17 protein-coding genes and 1 pseudogene are annotated in these 17936 nt (G+C 71.8%); 9 read left to right on the top strand and 9 right to left on the bottom strand.

Annotation, left to right across the window (positions count from 1 at the left end):
* Positions 1–34 precede the first annotated feature (34 nt).
* Positions 35–1045, bottom strand: coding sequence for an aldo/keto reductase (locus tag AB0G56_RS11590; RefSeq protein WP_360967242.1), 1011 nt, complete (start codon positions 1043–1045; stop codon positions 35–37).
* Between the two features lie 263 nt (positions 1046–1308).
* Between AB0G56_RS11590 and AB0G56_RS11585 the strand changes: the two are divergent.
* Positions 1309–1440, top strand: a pseudogene (locus AB0G56_RS11585) (DUF4158 domain-containing protein); the annotation flags it as partial.
* 350 nt (positions 1441–1790) lie between these two features.
* On the opposite strand, the gene AB0G56_RS11580 reads toward AB0G56_RS11585, so the two are convergent.
* The 4 genes from AB0G56_RS11580 to AB0G56_RS11565 are packed head-to-tail and all read right to left on the bottom strand — an operon-like array spanning position 1791 to position 5424.
* On the bottom strand, positions 1791–2765 hold the full coding sequence (locus AB0G56_RS11580) for an NADP-dependent oxidoreductase (RefSeq protein WP_360967240.1): 975 nt from the start codon (positions 2763–2765) through the stop codon (positions 1791–1793).
* A 3-nt stretch (positions 2766–2768) separates the two neighbouring features.
* Complete coding sequence (locus AB0G56_RS11575) at positions 2769–3668, bottom strand: alpha/beta hydrolase fold domain-containing protein (RefSeq protein WP_360967237.1); 900 nt, start codon at positions 3666–3668, stop codon at positions 2769–2771.
* A gap of 55 nt (positions 3669–3723) precedes the next feature.
* On the bottom strand, positions 3724–4617 hold the full coding sequence (locus AB0G56_RS11570) for an SDR family NAD(P)-dependent oxidoreductase (RefSeq protein WP_360967234.1): 894 nt from the start codon (positions 4615–4617) through the stop codon (positions 3724–3726).
* A 45-nt stretch (positions 4618–4662) separates the two neighbouring features.
* Positions 4663–5424, bottom strand: a complete 762-nt coding sequence (locus AB0G56_RS11565) for an SDR family oxidoreductase (RefSeq protein ID WP_360967232.1) — start codon at positions 5422–5424, stop codon at positions 4663–4665.
* A 137-nt stretch (positions 5425–5561) separates the two neighbouring features.
* Here AB0G56_RS11565 and AB0G56_RS11560 point away from each other — a divergent pair, with 137 nt between their 5' ends.
* Complete coding sequence (locus AB0G56_RS11560) at positions 5562–6503, top strand: LysR family transcriptional regulator (protein WP_360967229.1); 942 nt, start codon at positions 5562–5564, stop codon at positions 6501–6503.
* 236 nt (positions 6504–6739) lie between these two features.
* Positions 6740–6913, top strand: a complete 174-nt coding sequence (locus tag AB0G56_RS11555; RefSeq protein ID WP_360967226.1) for a hypothetical protein — start codon at positions 6740–6742, stop codon at positions 6911–6913.
* Here AB0G56_RS11555 and AB0G56_RS11550 read toward each other — a convergent pair.
* Positions 6910–7113: a hypothetical protein gene (locus tag AB0G56_RS11550; RefSeq protein ID WP_360967223.1), complete on the bottom strand. Its 204-nt coding sequence runs from the start codon at positions 7111–7113 to the stop codon at positions 6910–6912. The two genes, AB0G56_RS11555 and AB0G56_RS11550, sit on opposite strands and share 4 nt — an antisense overlap.
* A gap of 318 nt (positions 7114–7431) precedes the next feature.
* Entirely contained in the window at positions 7432–8085 is a 654-nt protein-coding gene (locus tag AB0G56_RS11545) for a hypothetical protein (protein WP_360967220.1), read from the bottom strand.
* A 50-nt stretch (positions 8086–8135) separates the two neighbouring features.
* On the opposite strand from AB0G56_RS11545, the gene AB0G56_RS11540 reads away from it, so the two are divergent.
* Together AB0G56_RS11540 and AB0G56_RS11535 are read left to right on the top strand one after the other, a co-directional pair.
* On the top strand, positions 8136–8813 hold the full coding sequence (locus tag AB0G56_RS11540) for a maleylpyruvate isomerase family mycothiol-dependent enzyme (protein ID WP_360967217.1): 678 nt from the start codon (positions 8136–8138) through the stop codon (positions 8811–8813).
* A 237-nt stretch (positions 8814–9050) separates the two neighbouring features.
* The gene (locus AB0G56_RS11535) at positions 9051–9773 is read left to right on the top strand and encodes a copper homeostasis protein CutC (RefSeq protein WP_360967214.1); all 723 of its coding nucleotides are present in this window, start codon (positions 9051–9053) and stop codon (positions 9771–9773) included.
* A gap of 78 nt (positions 9774–9851) precedes the next feature.
* Here the strand turns inward: AB0G56_RS11535 and AB0G56_RS11530 are convergent, their stop codons facing one another.
* Positions 9852–11825, bottom strand: coding sequence for a UvrD-helicase domain-containing protein (locus tag AB0G56_RS11530; protein WP_360967654.1), 1974 nt, complete (start codon positions 11823–11825; stop codon positions 9852–9854).
* A 652-nt stretch (positions 11826–12477) separates the two neighbouring features.
* On the opposite strand from AB0G56_RS11530, the gene AB0G56_RS11525 reads away from it, so the two are divergent.
* Together AB0G56_RS11525 and AB0G56_RS11520 are read left to right on the top strand one after the other, a co-directional pair.
* On the top strand, positions 12478–12660 hold the full coding sequence (locus tag AB0G56_RS11525; RefSeq protein ID WP_360967211.1) for a hypothetical protein: 183 nt from the start codon (positions 12478–12480) through the stop codon (positions 12658–12660).
* A gap of 17 nt (positions 12661–12677) precedes the next feature.
* The gene (locus tag AB0G56_RS11520) at positions 12678–13862 is read left to right on the top strand and encodes a glycosyltransferase 87 family protein (RefSeq protein WP_360967208.1); all 1185 of its coding nucleotides are present in this window, start codon (positions 12678–12680) and stop codon (positions 13860–13862) included.
* Here the strand turns inward: AB0G56_RS11520 and AB0G56_RS11515 are convergent.
* The gene (locus AB0G56_RS11515) at positions 13825–15468 is read right to left on the bottom strand and encodes a DNA repair helicase XPB (protein ID WP_360967206.1); all 1644 of its coding nucleotides are present in this window, start codon (positions 15466–15468) and stop codon (positions 13825–13827) included. The genes AB0G56_RS11520 and AB0G56_RS11515 overlap by 38 nt on opposite strands.
* On the opposite strand from AB0G56_RS11515, the gene AB0G56_RS11510 reads away from it, so the two are divergent.
* Positions 15386–17143 carry a recombinase family protein gene (locus AB0G56_RS11510; protein ID WP_360967203.1) on the top strand — a complete coding sequence of 586 codons (1758 nt, stop codon included), beginning with the start codon at positions 15386–15388 and terminating at the stop codon, positions 17141–17143. The genes AB0G56_RS11515 and AB0G56_RS11510 overlap by 83 nt on opposite strands.
* Positions 17144–17363: 220 nt before the next feature.
* A complete protein-coding gene (locus AB0G56_RS11505; RefSeq protein ID WP_360967200.1) occupies positions 17364–17927 on the top strand; it encodes a DinB family protein in 564 nt (187 codons plus the stop codon).
* Positions 17928–17936: the final 9 nt, after the last annotated feature.

Raw genomic sequence — 17936 nt, 5'->3', positions numbered from 1 at the left:
CGAGGACTCGTCGAAGGCCCGGCGGGAGCCCGGACTACCGGGAGCCCGCCACAGGCCGCTGCTTGTAGAAGGACTCCTCCAGGTAGGCGGCCGCGTGCGGCTGGTAGGGCTCCTCCAGGTAGGCGGCCTCGTCGTCGTCGAGTTCGACGTCCACCGCGGCGACCGCGTCGGCCAGCTGGGCCGGCTTGGTGACCCCGACGATGGGCGAGGTCACCGCCGGGTTGCGCATGACCCAGGCCAGGGCGACCTGGGCCGGGGACAGACCCCGCTTGCCCGCGATCTCGTGGACACGCTCGGCCACTGCCTGGTCCCCGTCGCGGTAGAGGATCTTGCCGCCCTCGTCGGTCTCGGCACGCGCCGTGGCGATGTCCCGGACCCGCGTCAGCCTGCCCCGCGCCAGCGGGCTCCACGGGATCACGCCGATGCCCTGGTCGGCGCAGAGCGGGAGCATCTCCCGCTCTGCTTCTCGGTGGATGAGGTTGTAGTGGTCCTGCATCGACACGAACCGGGTCCAGCCGTTCAGGTCAGCCAGGTACAGGGCCTTGGCGAACTGCCAGGCGTACATGGAAGAGGCTCCGATGTAGCGGACCTTCCCGGACTTGACCGCGTCGTGCAGCGCCTCGAGGGTTTCCTCGATCGGGGTGTCGTAGTCCCAGCGGTGGATCTGGTACAGGTCGATGTAGTCGGTCCCCAGTCGCTTCAGGGAGGCGTCGAGCTCGGCGAAGATCGCCTTGCGGGACAGCCCGGCGCCGTTCGGGCCGGGGCGCATCCGCATCCAGACCTTGGTGGCGAGAACGACCTCCTCGCGCCGGGTGAAGTCCTTGACCGCCTGGCCGACGATCTCCTCGCTGCTTCCGGCGCTGTACCCATTGGCCGTGTCGAGGAAGTTGACGCCGCTCTCGAGGGCCTGCTTGATGATGTCCCGGCTGGCGTCCGCGCCCAGCGACCAGGGCTCGCCGCCCCGGTCCGGCTCGCCGAAGCTCATGCAGCCGAGGGTGATGGCGGAGACTTCCAGCCCGGTCGTTCCGAGTTTGATGTATCGCATGCGTCGGAACCTAGGAGTTGGAGTGCGCTCTAACGCAAATACGTCTCGGTCCGGAATCCGGAGGCGGGTGTGCGCCCTGTCAGGTTTCGACCGTTTCGGCCGGACGTCAGCGAACCCAGTGGTAGCGAGTACGGCCTCGGGCAACATCGGTACAGCGGTCGGCGCTGAGATTGATCATGGTCGGCCAGCACACCGGCTGGAGGCTCCGCTGGGGTTCGCGGAAAGATCGCCGGGCGGGCGCCGGGGCTGGCTACGGTCCGCTCGTGCCAGTGGAGTTTCTGACTGATGAGCAGGCTGAGGCGTACGGGAAGTTCGCCGAGGAGCCGACCCGCCCCGAGCTGGAGCGGTTCTTCTTCCTGGACGACGTCGACCGCGATCTGATCGCCCGGCGACGCTCCACGCACGTCTTCGCCTCGCCCTCGCACCGCTGGTCAAACCCGCGGGCCCGCCTGCTGGACGGGCCCGACTGGGACGCGGTCGAGGAGGACGTCTTGACGGCCCTGAGCCCCTCCGCCTGGACTGTTGCCCCGGGGACGTTTCTCGGCGTTGACGCGGCGGGCGTCACTTCTCGTCCGCACCGGGTTCCGCGCTGTCGAAGATCGGCATCAGGTTGCCGCGGGTTAAGTTCCCATAGGGGAAGAGGTGGGCGATGATCTGTACGGCCCCTGCGCCCGAGCCGCCGCCGGAAGGGGAACGAGCTCTTCGCTGGGCACTCCCGGGCGACTTCGCCCGGCCTGAGCCAACGTCACCCGGCTGCGTCCCGCGCGTCCCCGGCAATACCGCCCGGGGTGGCGTTTGGCAGGAGGACGACCTTGCCCAACGGGTGGTCGTGTTCCAGGTGGGCGAAGGCCGCCCGGACCTCGGTCAGCGGGTAGGTCCGGCTGATCGGCGCCTCGATCCTGCCGACCGCCGCCAGCCCGGCCAGTTCGGCCAGGACCGCCCGGTCGGTGCCCTCGGCGCTGCCGTGCGACCGGGTGCCGAGCGCGGCGGCGGCGCCGTAGTCGAGCGTGTTGACCCGGCCGGGCGGCACCCCCAGGGACAGCGCGATGCGCGGGTAGTCGCCGCCGTGGAAGTCGAGGAAGGCGTGCGCTGTGCCGCCGCCGTCGCCTTCGATCGCCCGGCGAAGGCGTTCGTCGACCCTGCTTCCATAGCCGACGAGGGCGGCGCCTTGGGACTCCAGCCAGTCCTGGTGCCGTGCCGAGGCGACCGCCACCACGCGCGCCCTGCGCAGGCGCAGGAGTTGAACGGCGAAGCTGCCGACCCCACCCGTGGCCCCGCTGACCACGACCGTCTCCCCGGCCTGCGGGGCGACCGCAGCGACGGCTGCCCAGGCGGTGCTGCCCGCGACGTAGAGGGCGCCTGCAGCGGCCCAGGGGAGCGTCTCGGGCTTGCGGACGAGCTGGTCCGCCGGGACGACGACGTACTCGGCGTGGCTGGACCGCTCCCAGGACCAGCCAAGGACCGGGTCCCCCGGTGCCCAACCGGCCACTGCGGACCCGGTCGCGGTGACGGTACCGGCCAGGTCACTGCCCTGTCCGGAAGGGAACGTCGCAGGAAAGTGCTCGTGCAGGGCCCCGGTGCGGATCTTGGCCTCGCCCGGGTTGATGCCGGCGGCCCGTACCCGGACCAGGACGTCGTGGGGGCCGAGCGGACGCGGTTCGACGTCCTCGACGCCGAGCACGTCGATGTCTCCGTAGCGGTGGAAGCGTACGGCTCGCATGGGTCAGCCCTCCGGGTGGATGTGGCTGTTGAGGAAGGCGGCGACGTGGTCAAGGGCGCGCGCGGCCTCCTCGACGAGGGGGGCGAAGCCCTGGAAGACGTGCGGTGCCCCGGGGAAGGTCTGCAAGGTGACCGGGATGTCGGCGCGGGCGGCCCGGGCGGCCAGCCGCAGGGCGTCGTCGAGCAGGATCTCCCGGGCGCCGGCCTGGATCAGCAGCGGCGGCAGTCCGCGCAGATCGGCGTGGAGCGGGCTGGCGAGCGGGGTGCGCGGATCCGCCCCGGCGAGGTAGTCGGCGGCCCGGACCTGAAGGGCCCGGCGAGTGAGCGCCGGATCCGCCTCCGCCCGGGTCGACATGGTGCCGCCCGACTGGGTCAGGTCCGCCCACGGGGACAGAACCGTCGCGGACGACGGCTGCGGCAGCCCCGCGTCCCGGATCGCCAGCAGCAGGGCGAGGGCCAGTCCGCCACCGGCCGACTCTCCGGTGACCGCGACCGACCCGGCCGGGACACCCCCGTCGAGCAGCGCCCGGTAGGCGGTGAGGGCGTCGTCGACGGCGGCCGGGAAGGGGTGCTCGGGGGCGAGCCGGTAGTCGACGGAGAGGACGGTGGCCGCGGCGCGCCGGGCTATCTCGGAAACCAGGCCGACACTGGCGGCGGCCGAACCCATCGCGTAGGCGCCGCCGTGGAAGTACAGCACGGTGCGGGCCGGCGGCGCGGCGCCGGCCCGCACCTCGACGGCGGGCACCCCGCCCAGCTCGATGGTCCGGGTGCGGACGTCGTCGGGCAGCGGCGCGGAGCCCAGCATCTCGTCGAAGACGCGGCGCATCTTCTCGACGTCGCCGCCCAGGTCCAGCGGGGAGTTCCGCAGCAGGTCGGAGACGGCATTCAGCTGATCACAGGTCATGTCATTGAGTCCTTGCGAGGGGCAGTGGTTGGCGGAGGGAGGGGTGCGGGGCGGCCTACGCCCGGGCGACGTGCAGGACCTTTTCGAAGCCCATGCGCCGCACGAAGTCCGTACGGGCTTCCAGTACCGCGGAGTTGGCCTGCTCCACCATCGAGTTGGTCAGGTCCACCACGCTGCGGAAGGGGCGCTCGCCGAAGGGCAGGGCCAGGATCCTGGTGATCTCCTCGGCGACCACCACCGGGTCGGCCTGCGTGCCCGGGGTGAACAGATCTCCGGTGGCTTCCTCGTTGCGTGCGGCCAACGGGTCCAGGGCCCGATACCCGGCGGCGACATCGGTGGTGTCCGTGGGCCGTGCCGCCTTGGGGAAGTGGTCGGTGCCCTGGGTGAAGGCACCCGGCATGACGATCACGGTCTCGACGCCGAGCGGGGCCACCTCGTAGGAGGTCACCAGCGCCAGCGCGTCCATGGCCGCCTTGGAGACCACGTACGGGCCGAGGAACGGCGGGGTGGTCACCGGGATGGTGCTGCCCACGTAGAGGAGGGTGCCGTGGCCTTGGGCGCGCAGGTGCGGCAGCACGGCCCGGTTCAGCCGCTGGACGCCGAGGGCGTTGACGTCGATCAGGTGGGCGATCTCCTCGGCGGTGAACGCCTCGACATATCCGGTGACCAGGTGACCGGCGTTGTGGACGACGACGTCAAACGCGCCCGCGTCGTCGAGCACGGCCGCCACCGCGTGGTCGGCGGATTCCTGCGAGGTGACGTCGAGTTCGACCACGTGCAGGTCGAGCCGTTCGGCCGCTGCCAGGCGGTTGAGTTCCTGGGCGCGGGCGGCGTTGCGGGTGCCGGGGGCTCGCATCGAGGCGTAGACGCGGTGGCCGGCCCGGGCGAGCGCCCGCGCGGTCAGGTTGCCGATGCCGGTGCCGGCACCGGTGATGAGGACGGTTGACATGGTGGTCTTCCGATCGGTGAGGTGGGGTGGGGCGGGATCGAGAGGTCAGGCGATACCGCCGTTGCTGTACAGCACCTGGCCGTTGATCCAGCGGCCGCCGGGCCCGGCCAGGAAGGCCACCGCCTCGGCGATGTCCTCGGGGGTGCCGAGCCGCTCCAGGGGTGCGGCGGCGGCGATCCGGGCGATCAGCTCCTCGCTCTTGCCCTCGACGAACAGCGGCGTCGCGGTCGGCCCGGGGGCGACCGCGTTGACGGTGACGTCCCGGCCGCGCAGCTCGCGGGCCAGGATCAGGGTCATGGCCTCAACCGCGCCCTTGGTGGCCGCGTAGCCGCCGTAGCCGGGCTGCTGAAGCCGGGTGATCGAGGTGGAGAAGTTGATCAGCGAGCCGCCGGGGCGCAGTCGGCGGGCGGCGAGCCGGGAGACGACGAAGGTCCCCCGGACGTTGACCCGGTGCATGCGGTCGAAGTCGTCCAGCGTCATCTCGGTGAACGGGGCGAGCAGCATGATCCCCGCGGTGTTGACGACGACGTCGATGCCGCCGAAACGCGCCTCCGCGGCGTCGAAGAGCTCCGCCATCTCCGCCGGCTCGGCGACGTCGCCGGAGTGGGCCATTGCCGTGCCCCCGGCCGCGGTGATCGACTCGACGATCGCCTCGGCCTTGGCCGCGCTGCCCGCGTAGTGGACTACGACGGCCGTACCGTCCGCGGCCAGCCGGCGCGCGACCGCGCCGCCGATGCCGCCCGAACCGCCGGCCACCACGGCCACCGTGGGCCGGCAGGATCCGTTCTCCGCTGTCGCGCCGTCCATGACTGCTCCGATCCCGGCATCCGGACGGATGCCCGTTGTGATGAGGCCGTTCGCGGGCGATTTGCCCGGCGACGTGATCCACCCTCCGCCTCGCACACGTATTTGTCTAATGCATGGAATTCATTTACATTATGTGGATGGTGCATATCGAACGGGTCGACCTGAATCTGCTGGCTCCGTTGGCCGCACTGCTGGAGGAACGGCACGTCTCGCACGCCGCCGAACTCGCCGGGATGAGCCAGCCGGCGATGAGCCGGGCGCTGCAGCGGCTACGCGACACGCTCGGCGACGAGCTGCTGGTGCGCGCGCCGGGCGGCTACCGGCTCACCCCACGAGCCGAGCGCGTGCAGCGCCAGCTGCGAGCGGTGCTGCCGCGGCTGGAAAGCCTGTTCGCCCCCGAGGAGTTCGACCCTGCCGTGGCCGCCGAGGCATTCCGGGTCGCCGGGACCGACTACGCCCGGGTGTTCGCCCCCGCGGTCTTCCAGCGCGTTTTCCAGGAGTCGCCGCGCTCCACGCTGCATTTCCGCACGTGGCACAACGCCATCTACGACGATCTCGACCGAGGCGTCGTCGACCTGGTGTTCTATGCCGGGCCGGGGCCGGTCGCCGTGCTGCGCACGGAGCACTTGTTCGACGACCGGTTTGTCTGCGTCCTGTCCGCGGACCACCCGCTGGCCGAGCAACCGGAGATCGCCCTGGAGGAGTATCTGAACGCCGCTCACGTGATCGTCGGCACCACCGACGAACGCCAGACTGCGATCGAGGGGCGCCTGGAGGGCCTCGGGGCCCGCCGCCGGGCCGGGCTGACCGTGCCCTACCACTCCCTGGCCGCTCACTCCGTCCTGGGCACCCGGCTGATCCTCACCCTGCCCGCGAGGCTGCTCGCGCAGCAGCGCCCGGACACCGGGATCCGGATCCTGCCCGCGCCCGAGGAGATCCGCCCACTGCACTACCAGATGGCCTGGCACCCGCGCCTCGACGGCGACCTGGGGCAGCGTTGGCTCCGGGACACCGTCCGCGCCGTCACGGCCGAACTGCCGGAGCCGGCCCCTGAGGGGACGGGTGGGGAGACAGGCTGATCACCGGGAGCATCTCGCTGTCGGGTGCGTCAACCAGGCGCGAGGTATTCGCACGCGCCTTCGCAGGGATGTCGAATGTCGGCGAACGATCGTTTGACGACAGGCGGCCGACGCGTCCGATGAATCCGTGCAAGGCGGGGGCCCGCAACGCCGCGAATCCAATCAGATCCGATGGTGATCGCTGACAGGGTTTGACGACGGGTGAAGTCCGCCCCTCCGTACGGAAGGGGCCCTCGGTGGCGAACCCGGTCTACAAACCGGTCTCGACCGACCAGCAGTCGACCGCCCGGCAGAATCTCGTCCTGGACGAGGCCGGCATCGAGGGCCCGGTCGTCTTCGAGGAGGACGGCGGCACCTCCAGCCGCCTCCACCCGCTCCGGCGTCCGAAGTTCCGCGCGCTCCTCGACTAAGCCCGGCCCAGGCGGGCCGCGCTCGCCCGGGGGGAGTCGTGCGGCGCGGCCAGGGCCACACCCTGCGCGTCACCGCACTCCCGGCCGTGCACTGCCGGCTCCTCGCCCTCTGCCAACCGCTCGACGGCGGGCAGGGCGCTCGCGGTCCCGGCCCAGCGCAAGGCCCGCCGAGAGTACGAGAACCGGATCAGCGCACTCACGCCCTGACCATGATCGTTCTCAGCGTCAACCGCTGTACCGATGTTCCCCGAGACCGGAGTAGCAGACTGTCAGCTCGGACACCTCGCGCGGGTCCGTGAAGTCCACACGGTTCAAGGTGGCCGCCAGTTCGGCTACGAGGCGGGCCGGGGCGCCGGGAAAGCCGAGTCCGGCGGCGAGTGCGGCCCGTACCTCGCGTACCTCGCCGAGCGTCCGCAGCGGCGGTGGCTCGGCAGGAACTTCCGGTCGCGGGCAGTCCGCTCACGGAACGTGATCCTTCCTGGAGGGAGCGGGCGTGTGCGACGCTACTCAGGTCGAGGTCACCGCGTCAGCAGATCCAGTTCCCCGCCGAGGTTGTAGCGCGCCGTCGCCTCCCAGTGGCGTTGGCCGTAGGGGGTGCGGAACAGCAGGGGCTGGGCGAGGAGCCGGCGCAGGATCGCGGAGCGGCCCTCGCGGAAGGCGTCGCCGGGGACGAAGTGGTACTCCTCGCGGACGGCGGCCGTGTAGGCGGCGTACGCCGACGGCGGCGCGGCCAGGATCGCCAGGTCGGCGTCGCACAGCACCTGGCCGTCGCTGTCGTCGCCGGCCGGGTCGTGGCCGACGGTGAGGCGGACCAGCCGGGCCACCTCGGCGGTCTTCGCGGCCGGCACCCCGGCCTCGGCCAGCGCCCGCTCGGCCAGCCGTGCCGAGCGCTCCTCGTTCTCGGAGCGTTCGGGCAGGTAGACGGCGTCGTGGAACCAGGCGGCGAGCCGGACCACGTCCGGGTCCTCGGCGTACTCCTCCAGTACGTCGACGTGGTCCAGGACCGTGGTGAGGTGGGTGAGCGTGTGGTAGCGCCGCTGCGGCTCCCGCCAGCGGGCGAGCAGGTTGTCCGCGTAGGGCACCGGGTCCGGTCCGCCACCGGGGCCACGGGCGCCCTCGAGGGCACGGGTCCATCGGATGCGCAGGGCGTCGATGTCGACGTGATCGGCCATGCGCTCATTCTCCCGTCGCGGGAGGGGACGAAACCCCTAGCGTGGACCCCATGACTTCTGCTGACCTGCTGCACGAGGTACGTGACCCCGAGCTGCCCGGGCGGCTGCTCACCATGGAGCGGGACGCGCTGATCCCGCTGCTGCGGGCGCGGCCGGAGGCCGACTTCGCGCTGCCGGCCGCCGGGTGCCCGGGGTGGACGGTGCGGGACGTGCTCGCGCACTGCTCCGCCGCGCTCACCCGGGTGGTGGAGAGCCGGTTCGAGAAGGGCGTCTTCTCGCCCGAGTCCAACGCGCGGGACATCGCCGAGCGGGCCGACTGGACCCACGCGCGGGTGGTGGACGAGCTGGAGCGCGGGATGGGCGAGGCCGGGCCGCTGATCGCGCGGGCGGGCGGGGCGCTGGACAAGCTCGCCCTGGGCGAGTGGGTGCACGCAGGTGACGTGCGCGAGGCCTTCGGTGCGCCGGGCGCGTACGCCGGGGCGGGGCTGCCGTACGCGCTGCCGCTGCTCGCGCGCCTCACCCGGGAGAGCGGGCACCTGCCGCTCCACGCCGACCTGGACGACGTCGACGAGCCGCTGCGGCTCGGAGACGTGAGCGGCGAGCGGACCCCGGCGCGCTACATCGGCGACGCCGCCACGCTCGTACGGCTCTGCGCGGGACGCCCGGTGCACGAGAGGGGCTACGAGCTGGCGGGCGCGCGGGAGGGCGAGCTGAACATCTTCGGGTGACGGGTTGCGCCGACCGGTTCCGCCGACGGGTCTTGCGAACGGTCCTGCCGACAGGTCCTTCTCGCAAGTCCTTCCGACAGGTCCCTTCCGACAGGTCCTGCCGGCGGGCTCGCCGGCCCGTTCTCCTGACCCGTTCACCGTTCTGCTGACCGCTTCTGCGCCCGGGGACCCATCCGGCGTACCCTGATATTGGACTAGACCTGTCAAGCCCCAGGGGAAACCGAGGAAAGGGGTCCTATGAGCATGCGTGCAGTCCTGGAGGTGATCGCCCTCGACGCCGGGGACGCGATCGCCGCCCAGGCCGGAGGCGCGGACCGCCTAGAGCTGGTCACCGACATGGCGGCCGACGGGCTCACCCCGCCGGTCGCGACCGTCGCCGCGATCCGCGCCGCCGTCGACATCCCGCTGCGCGTGATGGTGCGCCTCGCGGACGGGTTCGCCGCGGGCGGCGCCGGGGGCCTGGACAGGCTGGCGGAAACCGTGCGCGACATGCGGGCCGCGGGCGCCGAGGAGTTCGTGTTCGGGTTCCTGGACGCGGACGGACTGGTCGACATGGCGGCCGTGGAACGCGTGGTCACCGAGTTGGCCGGCTGCCCCTGGACCTTCCACCGGGCGATCGACAGCTCCGCCGACCGCGACGCGGTGCGCAAGCAGCTGGACGGGCTGCCGGGCCTCGACACGTACCTGACCGCGGGCTCGGCGGGCGGCGTGGACAGCGGACTGCCCACGCTGGTCGCCGAGGCGGCGCGCGGCGGACACCCCGGCTACGAGCAGCGGATCATGGTCGGCGGCGGACTGCGCCTGGAACACGTGCCGCCGCTGCGCGCCGCCGGGATCGACGCCTTCCACATCGGCGGCGCCGCCCGCTCCGGCGGCTGGGCCGGAGCGGTCTGCGCCGACGCGGTCGCGCAGTGGCGTTCGGTCCTGGACGGGCAGACGGCCCCGCAGCTCGCGCTCTGAGCCGTGCGGGCCGTACGAACCGCAGCTCGCGGTCCGAGCGGTGAGGAGCCGTGCGGGCCGTACGAACCGCCGGGTCGGTCAGGCCAGTTGCGCGGGGAGCGGTGCCGTGTGGGTCACGATCAGGCCTGACACGGCACGGGTGAGCGCCACGTACAGGCGGCGCAGGCCGGTCCGTTCGTCCGGCTCGCCGTCGACCACGGCCTGCGGCTCGTCGAGGACCACGTAGTCGTACTCCAGGCCCTTGGCGAGGGAGGCCGGGACCAGGGTCAGCCGGGTCTCGGCCGTCGTCTCCTCGCCCGGGGAGAGGTGGGTCAGACCCGCCGCGGCCAGGGCCTCGGCCAGGGCCGGGATCCGGGCGTCGGCGGCGATCAGGCCGGTCGACCCCTCGTGGCGCAGCAGTTCCTCGCAGGCGGCGACCACGTCGGCGTCCCCCTCGGCGGCCCGGACCCGGAAGAAGCCCGGGTTCTCCCGGACCGAGGCGACCGGCGTCAGCCCCGGCGCGATGTGCGGCAGCAGTCGGGAGGCGTACGTGATGACGTCCGTCGGCACGCGGAAACCGGCCGTCAGCTCCTCGATGACGCCCTCGGTCTTGCCGAGGTGGGCCAGGGCCTCCTCCCAGGTGCGGGTCGCCCACGGCGTGGTGCCCTGCGCCAGGTCGCCGAGGACGGTCGCGGAGCCGGTGGTGCAGCGCCGGCCGACCGCGCGGTACTGCATCGGGGAGAGGTCCTGTGCCTCGTCCAGGACCACGTGCCCCAGGGAGTGGGTGCGCTCCACCAGGTCGGTGGCCTCGTCGATCAGCACGGTGTCGGCCGCCGACCACCTGGCGGACTTCACCGACCGCACGGGCTTCGCCCACAGGACCGTCTTCTGCTCCTCCTCGGTGAGGACCCCCGCGGCGTGCTCGGCGAGGAACTCGGCGTCCGTGAGCAGCCGCAGCACCAGCTTGGCCGGGTCGACCGGCGGCCAGACGGCCTTCACGGCGGCCTTGACCGCGGTGTTGCGGGCCACGGTGTCCTGCACGCGGTCGTCGGGGGCCTCGCCCGCCCGCTCCATCTGCACCAGCACGGCGTGCGCGATGCGCTGCGGCAGGGCCTCGCGGGCCGCCCCGTAGCGGATGCCGCGGTCCAGCAACTCCCGGACCAGTACCTCCAGTTCGTACGCCGGGACGCGCCAGCGGCGCGAACCGCGTACCACCACGACCGGTTCGGCGGGCATCGTGACGTGCGAGTACAGCGCCCTGCGCAGCACCTCGGCCATGCGCGCGTCGCCCTTGACCAGCGCCGCCGCCGCGTCGTCCGTGCCGCGCACCTCGGCGTGGGCGACCAGGTCGTCCACCGTCGCCTGCTGGACGGCCAGCTCGCCGAGGGCCGGGAGCACCTGCTCGATGTAGTGCAGGAAGGACCGGTTCGGGCCGATGACGAGGGTGCCGGTGCGGGCCAGGCGCTCGCGATGGGCGTAGAGGAGGTAGGCGACCCGGTGCAGGCCGACGGCGGTCTTCCCGGTGCCCGGGCCGCCCTGGACGCAGACGGTGCCGCCCAGGCCGGAGCGGACGATCTCGTCCTGCTCGGGCTGGATGGTCGCCACGATGTCGCGCATCGGGCCGACGCGCGGGCGTTCGATCTCCTGCTGGAGCAGCTTGCTGGTGGTGGCGGCCTCTGACGGATCGGCCGGGTCCGACAGGTGCTCGTCCTCGTAGGCGGTGAGGTCGCCGCCGGTGTACCCGAAGCGGCGGCGCAGCCCGACGTCCATCGGGTCCTTCTTCGACGCCCGGTAGAACGGCTGCGAGACCGGCGCGCGCCAGTCGATGACCATGGGGTCGCCGTCGGCGTCGTGCACGTGCCGCCGCCCGATGTAGAAGCGCTCGCCGTCGGCCCCTTCGGCCTGGTCGGCGCCGGGGGCGTGCAGGTAGTCGAGGCGGCCGAAGAAGAGCGGGGTGTCGCTCAGGTCGGCCAGCGCCTTGATGCGCTCGTCGATCTGGCGGGCGAGCACCTCGGCGTTGACCCAGTTCGCGCTGACGTCGCGGATGTCGAGCGACTGGACGTCCTCGCGCATGGCGCGCAGGGCGGTGCGGGAGTCGCTCAGGTGGGACCGCTCACGGGCGAGCGGGTCGTCCCCGGGGGGCGCGGTGGCCGCTGCCGCGGCCGTCCGGGGTGCCGCGGGACGTGCTTCGGGGTCGGTGGGCGTGGACGACGACAAGGGGGTGCCTCCGGAAGACCTACGGGACAGGCGGCGCGGCGCGGTGCCGTGCGCGCGGCGGCGGGTGACGCGGTGCCGTGCGGCGCGGGCGCGCGGGAACTGCCGGCCGGTTTCCGTCCGGTCGGCGGCACTCCGTGGGGAGGCGGGCAAGAGCGGAGATTGTAGAGGGCGGGGGGTAGGGAGGGCCAACCGTTTTTCCGGCGGGCCGCCGGGCGGCCCGCCGGGCGGAGCGGCCGGGCGGAGCGGCCGGACGGACCCGTCGGGTGGGCCTGTCGGGTGGGCGCGCTGGGTGGATCCGTCGGGTGGATCTGTCCGGCCAGGGCGTTCGGCGGGGTGTCCGGCCAAGGCGTCACGCCAGGGCGCCGGGCCAGGGCCCGGCCGGGTCCCCTAGGGGAAGCAGTCCGCCCGGTGTAGGGGACGGGCTCCCTCCAGAGGGGTACGCGAAGGGCAGGAAGGTTGACTCCGCAGACCGATGCCGACCAGGTGCTCCGGGATCCATTCTTGAGTCATGAGTGCAGCGACCATCCATCCGGCACCCGCCGCTCGCCCGGCCGGTGCCACGGCTGTCCAGGGCAGCCACCACCACCGTCTGGGCGACACCCTGCACGCCGTGAAGGTGTTCGCGGGGGCGGTGTTCGACGTGATCATCCTCGGGGAGTACGGCGAGGAAGCGGGCATACGCCGCAAGTGACCCTTTAGGGTCGGTCCGTGACAGAACGGACGGTGGCCCTCCGGTCACACGCGGCGACGCCCCCGGCCCTCCTCGCCGTCTCCTTCCTCGCGCTGGGCGCCGTGTTCGCCTTCCTGCGCCTGCCGATGCCGGACGCGCTGGTGTACCGGGCCGAGGGCGCGGCCGTCCTCCACGGCCGCGACCTGTACGGCTTCGCGGTCACAGCGGGGCACCTCCCGGCCACCTACCCCCCGTTCGCGGCGGTGCTGTTCGTGCCGACGGCACTGCTTCCCGTGCCGCTGCTGAAGCCGGCCTTCCTCGCGGGCAACGCGCTCCTGCTGGCCTGGTTCGTCCACCTGTCCGCGCGCCTGGTGGGCCGCCCGGCCGGGCCCGCGACGCTGTGCACCGCGACGGCCCTCGCCCTGTGGTGCGAACCGGTCTTCCAGACCTTCCGCTACGGGCAGATCAACCTCGCCCTCGCCTGCCTGGTGCTGCGGGACCTCACCCGGCCGCCCGGCGCGCGCGGCAGGGGCGCCGCGATCGGCCTCGCGGCCGGCATCAAGCTCACCCCGGGGCTCTTCGCCGTCTACCTGCTGCTGCGCGGGCGCGGACGCGAGGCGGCCACCGCCGCGGCCGCCTTCGCGGGGACCGTCCTCGTGGGCGTGCTCGCCGAACCCGCGGCGAGCCTCGCCTACTGGACCCGTCACGTCTTCGAGACCGACCGAGTGGGGAAACTGTGGATCGTCGACAACCAGTCCCTCCAGGGCCTGATCGCCCGCCTGCTGCGCGACCCCGATCCCGGGCTCGCCTGGCTGCTGCCGGCCCTCGCGGTGGCCGCCGCCGGCCTGTGGCTGGCCCGCCGGGCCCCCGGCGAGCGGTGGGGTGTCCTGGTGACCGCCTTCACCGCGCTGCTGGTCTCCCCGATCAGCTGGTCCCACCACTGGGTGTGGTGCGTCCCGCTGACCGTCGTGCTCCTGGCCGAGGGGCACCGCGCGTGGGCGGCCCTCACCGCGCTCGTGTTCACGGCCCGCACGCTGTGGCTCGTCCCGCACGCCGGTGACCTGGACCTGCGCCTGCCGTGGTGGCAGGAGCCGCTCGCCTCGCCCTACGCCCTGCTGGGGCTGGCCCTGCTGGCGGCGAGTGCCTCGGGGCGGCTCGGACGGGGCGGCGACGGCTCCGTACCGGTCAGGCCTCCCCGGCCAGCAGCTCGTCCGCGTCCATGATCCGGTAGGCGTAGCCCTGTTCGGCCAGGAAGCGCTGGCGGTGCGCGGCGAAGTCCTGGTCGATCGTGTCGCGGGCGACCACCGAGTAGAAGTGGGCCTGGTGGCCGTCGGCCTTGGGGCGCAGCACGCGGCCCAGGCGCTGGGCCTCCTCCTGGCGCGAGCCGAAGGTGCCCGAGACCTGGATCGCGACCGTCGCCTCCGGCAGGTCGATGGAGAAGTTCGCCACCTTCGACACCACGAGCACGTTGATCTCGCCCTCGCGGAAGGCGTCGAAGAGCTTCTCCCGCTGGGCGTTGGACGTCTCGCCCTTGATGACCGGGGCGTTCAGGTGCTCGCCCAGCTCGTCGAGCTGGTCGATGTACTGCCCGATCACGAGGATCTGCTGCCCGGCGAAGCGGCGCACGATCGCCTCCGTGACCTTCCGCTTGGTCGCGGTGGTGGCGCAGAAGCGGTACTTCTCCTCGGTCTCGGCGGTGGCGTAGGCCAGCCGCTCGGAGTCGGTCAGGTTCACCCTGACCTCGACGCAGTCGGCGGGCGCGATGTAGCCCTGCGCCTCGATCTCCTTCCAGGGCGCGTCGAACCGCTTCGGGCCGATCAGGGAGAACACGTCGGACTCACGGCCGTCCTCGCGCACCAGCGTCGCGGTCAGCCCGAGCCGCCGCCGGGCCTGCAGATCGGCGGTGAACTTGAAGACCGGTGCGGGCAGCAGGTGCACCTCGTCGTAGACGATCAGCCCCCAGTCCCGGGAGTCGAACAGCTCCAGGTGCGGGTAGACGCCCTTCCGCCGGGTGGTGAGGACCTGGTACGTGGCGATGGTGACCGGCCGGATCTCCTTCCTGGTCCCGCTGTACTCGCCGATCTCGTCCTCGGTCAGCGAGGTCCGCTTCACCAGCTCGTGCTTCCACTGCCGGGCGGAGACGGTGTTGGTGACGAGGATCAGGGTGGTGGACTTGGCCTGCGCCATCGAGCCCGCGCCGACCAGGGTCTTTCCGGCCCCGCAGGGCAGCACGACCACACCGCTGCCGCCGTGCCAGAAGTTCTCCACGGCCTGCTTCTGGTAGGGCCGCAGCGCCCAGCCGTCCTCGGCCAGCTCGATCGGGTACGCCTCGCCGTCGACGTACCCGGCCAGGTCCTCGGCGGGCCAGCCCAGCTTCAGCAGCACCTGCTTGATCTGCCCGCGCTCGGAGGGGTGCACGGCCACGGTGTCGGCGTCGATGCGGTTCCCCACCAGCGGGGCGATCCGCTTGGACTTCAGGACCTCCTCCAGCACCGGCCGGTCGGTGGTGGTCAGCACCAGCCCGTGCGCCGGGTGCTTGCTGAGGGTCAGCCGCCCGTACCGGTCCATCGTCTCGGCGATGTCGACGAGCAGGGCGTGCGGCACCGGGTAGCGGCTGTACTGCACCAGGGCGTCCACGACCTGCTCGGCGTCGTGGCCGGCAGCCCGCGCGTTCCACAGGCCCAGCGGGGTCACCCGGTAGGTGTGGATGTGCTCGGGCGCCCGCTCCAGCTCGGCGAAGGGCGCGATGACGCGGCGGCAGTCGTCGGCCTGCTCGTGGTCGACCTCCAGGAGCAGGGTCTTGTCGGACTGGACGATTAGGCAGGACACGCATACCTCCACGGATAAGATCGTCAGCGTGGCAGACACCGCACCTGCCACGGCTCGGGCCATGCCCCGTGCCCGGCGCCGAAAGGGCGTTCCGGCCAGCGCGCCGGGGATGCGCGCCGCTATCTATGTTCGCCTATCGCGTGAAACGGACGAGACGACTTCTCCTGAGCGCCAGAGAGCGGCTTGCGAGGCGTTGTGTGAGGCACGTGGCTGGAACGTCATAGTCGTCGAGGAAGACATCGACGTCTCCGGCTTCTCGCGGGGCCTCGACCGGCCAGGGCTGCAACGCATTCTGACCAGGCTCGCCGCGCTGGACGTGATCGTGTTCTTCAAGATCGACCGGCTCGCACGCTCGACGGTCGACTTCGCGGAGATCATGCGGCTCGCCGAGCACCAGAGTGTGGCGCTCGCGTCGGCGACGGAGCCGCTCGACCTCACGTCGTCCATGGGCCGGGCCATGGCGAAGGTGATCGCGGTCTTCGCCGAGCTGGAGTCCGACACCATCGGGATGCGGGTGTCCAGCGCGCACGTGCACCTGCGCCGCGAGGGCCGCTACACCGGCGGCCGGGTCCCGTACGGGTACATGGTCGTCCCCAATCCCAACGGGGCGGGCAAGGTTCTCGCGGTCAACGAGGACGAGGCCAAGACGATCAGGAAGATCGTGGAACGGGTCCTGGCCAAGGACTCCCTCATGCAGATCATCAACGACCTCAACAAGGAGGGTGTCCCCTCTCCCGGCCACACGTCACGCCAGACCACGGGCAAGCGCAGCGACTCCAAGCAGTGGTACACGACGACGCTGCGCAGCCTGCTGGGCAACCCCCAGTTGCTCGGCCAGGTCATCGAGGACGGAAAGCCGATCCTGCGGACGGACGGTCTGCCCCTGGTCGACCGCCCGCCGATCCTCGACACGGACACCTGGCAGACGCTCCAGGACGAGTTGGAGCGCCGGGCCAATCCCGGTGAGAAGCGCCGGGAGGGGACGTCTCTGCTGCGCGGCATCATGCACTGCGGAGTCTGCGGCGAGCGCATGTGCACCTTCAGCGGGCGCAACGGTCAGCTTCGGTACCGGTGCATCGGCCCTCTGAAGTACCGCCAGCGGGCGGCGAAGGGGGAGGAGAAGCCGGACGTGAGGTGCTACGGGCCGACCGTGGCGGGGGTGACCACCGAGGAGTACGAAACCGAGCAGTTCCTCGCGAAGTACGGGCACCTCTCCGTGATGCGGATGGTCCAGGAGGCGGGCGAGGACTTCCGCCCGCAGATCAGACAGGCCGAGGAAGCGTTGGCCGATCTGCGAAAGGATCGCTACGACCGGGGCCTGTTCAGGGGCGATGACGGAGCGATCAGGTACGCGGAGCAGTACGCCATGCTGGAGGAGCGACTGGCGACCCTGAAGGAGAGGCAGCGAACGGCGAAGCCGGGCGGCGTGAAGGCGGAGCCGACCGGAGAGACGCACGCCGAGCAGTGGAAGCGCTCGGACGTGGCCGGTAAGCGAGATCTGCTGTTGAACGCGGGCGGCTACGTGGAGGTTGCACCCGCACCCGCGAGGCGCGGCGGCAAGAAGCTGGACACGTCGCGTCTGTCGGTGTACTTCGGCGAGGAGGGGCATCTTCGGCGGGCGGCAGCGGCGAAGGAGAGCGAACAGGAGACCGAGGCGGCTGACAGCCAGGGCTGACGCCGACGTCACCGGACACCCGCAGCGACGCCCCCACCGGACGGACGAGGTGGGGGCGCCGCTGCGTGTTCAGGGAGTCTTCGCCATCTTCGAACATGCAGGTCGGTGGCTCTGGCGTGGCGCTTGCCCGGGATACTCATGCTGATCTCGGGCGGCCCACGGCCGGCGACAGCGTCCGCGAGGGTCGCTGCAAGATCTTCGTAGTTTGTAGTGTGCGGCAATGACAAGAAGCGAACGGCTCGCGGAGCAGTCGGACTGGTACTGGCGCAAGAACTTGCGGCCACGGCTGGAGGGTCTTACCGACGAGGAGTACTTCTGGGAGCCGGTGCGCGGCTGCTGGAGCATCCGCCCACGTGGCACGTCGGCCGCACCGATGTCGGAAGGTTCGGGAGAGTGGGCGATGGACTTCGCGTCCCCTGGCCCGGAGCCGGCGCCGGTGACCACGATTGCCTGGCGGCTGGCACACATCATCGTCTCCTGCCTGGGCTATCGGGTCGGATGGTACTTCGGCGGCCAGGACGTCGACTCCGGGACATTCGCCTACGCGGGGACCGCTGACGAGGCGCTGAAGCAGCTCGATGAGATGTATGGGAGATGGAACGCGGGGGTCCGCGAGCTCTCGGACGCTGACCTGGAGAATCCGCCCACGGTGGGTCCCGAGCGGTTTCCCATGGAGAACAGAGTCCTGCACGTCAACAGGGAGCTGATCCATCACGGCGCTGAGATTTCCCTGCTGCGTGACCTGTACCGCTGGCAGGACGGAGCCGTACCGCGCCGAAAATGACTTTCGGTA

It is taken from the genome of Streptomyces sp. NPDC021356 (assembly GCF_040641015.1).
Taxonomy (GTDB): Bacteria; Actinomycetota; Actinomycetes; order Streptomycetales; family Streptomycetaceae; genus Streptomyces.
This window is presented reverse-complemented; position numbering and strand designations above follow the sequence as displayed.

Excerpts from the sequence above, each read along its gene's own strand:
- AB0G56_RS11505 (WP_360967200.1), top strand. The coding sequence starts at position 17,364 with ATGACAAGAAGCGAACGGCTCGCGGAGCAGTCGGACTGGTACTGGCGC.
- AB0G56_RS11565 (WP_360967232.1), bottom strand. The coding sequence starts at position 5,424 with ATGGACGGCGCGACAGCGGAGAACGGATCCTGCCGGCCCACGGTGGCC.
- AB0G56_RS11580 (WP_360967240.1), bottom strand. The coding sequence starts at position 2,765 with ATGCGAGCCGTACGCTTCCACCGCTACGGAGACATCGACGTGCTCGGC.
- AB0G56_RS11590 (WP_360967242.1), bottom strand. The coding sequence starts at position 1,045 with ATGCGATACATCAAACTCGGAACGACCGGGCTGGAAGTCTCCGCCATC.
- AB0G56_RS11570 (WP_360967234.1), bottom strand. The coding sequence starts at position 4,617 with ATGTCAACCGTCCTCATCACCGGTGCCGGCACCGGCATCGGCAACCTG.
- AB0G56_RS11510 (WP_360967203.1), top strand. The coding sequence starts at position 15,386 with ATGACGCGGCGGCAGTCGTCGGCCTGCTCGTGGTCGACCTCCAGGAGC.
- AB0G56_RS11525 (WP_360967211.1), top strand. The coding sequence starts at position 12,478 with ATGAGTGCAGCGACCATCCATCCGGCACCCGCCGCTCGCCCGGCCGGT.
- AB0G56_RS11560 (WP_360967229.1), top strand. The coding sequence starts at position 5,562 with ATGGTGCATATCGAACGGGTCGACCTGAATCTGCTGGCTCCGTTGGCC.
- AB0G56_RS11535 (WP_360967214.1), top strand. The coding sequence starts at position 9,051 with ATGAGCATGCGTGCAGTCCTGGAGGTGATCGCCCTCGACGCCGGGGAC.
- AB0G56_RS11530 (WP_360967654.1), bottom strand. The coding sequence starts at position 11,825 with ATGCGCGAGGACGTCCAGTCGCTCGACATCCGCGACGTCAGCGCGAAC.
- AB0G56_RS11575 (WP_360967237.1), bottom strand. The coding sequence starts at position 3,668 with ATGACCTGTGATCAGCTGAATGCCGTCTCCGACCTGCTGCGGAACTCC.
- AB0G56_RS11540 (WP_360967217.1), top strand. The coding sequence starts at position 8,136 with ATGACTTCTGCTGACCTGCTGCACGAGGTACGTGACCCCGAGCTGCCC.
- AB0G56_RS11545 (WP_360967220.1), bottom strand. The coding sequence starts at position 8,085 with ATGGCCGATCACGTCGACATCGACGCCCTGCGCATCCGATGGACCCGT.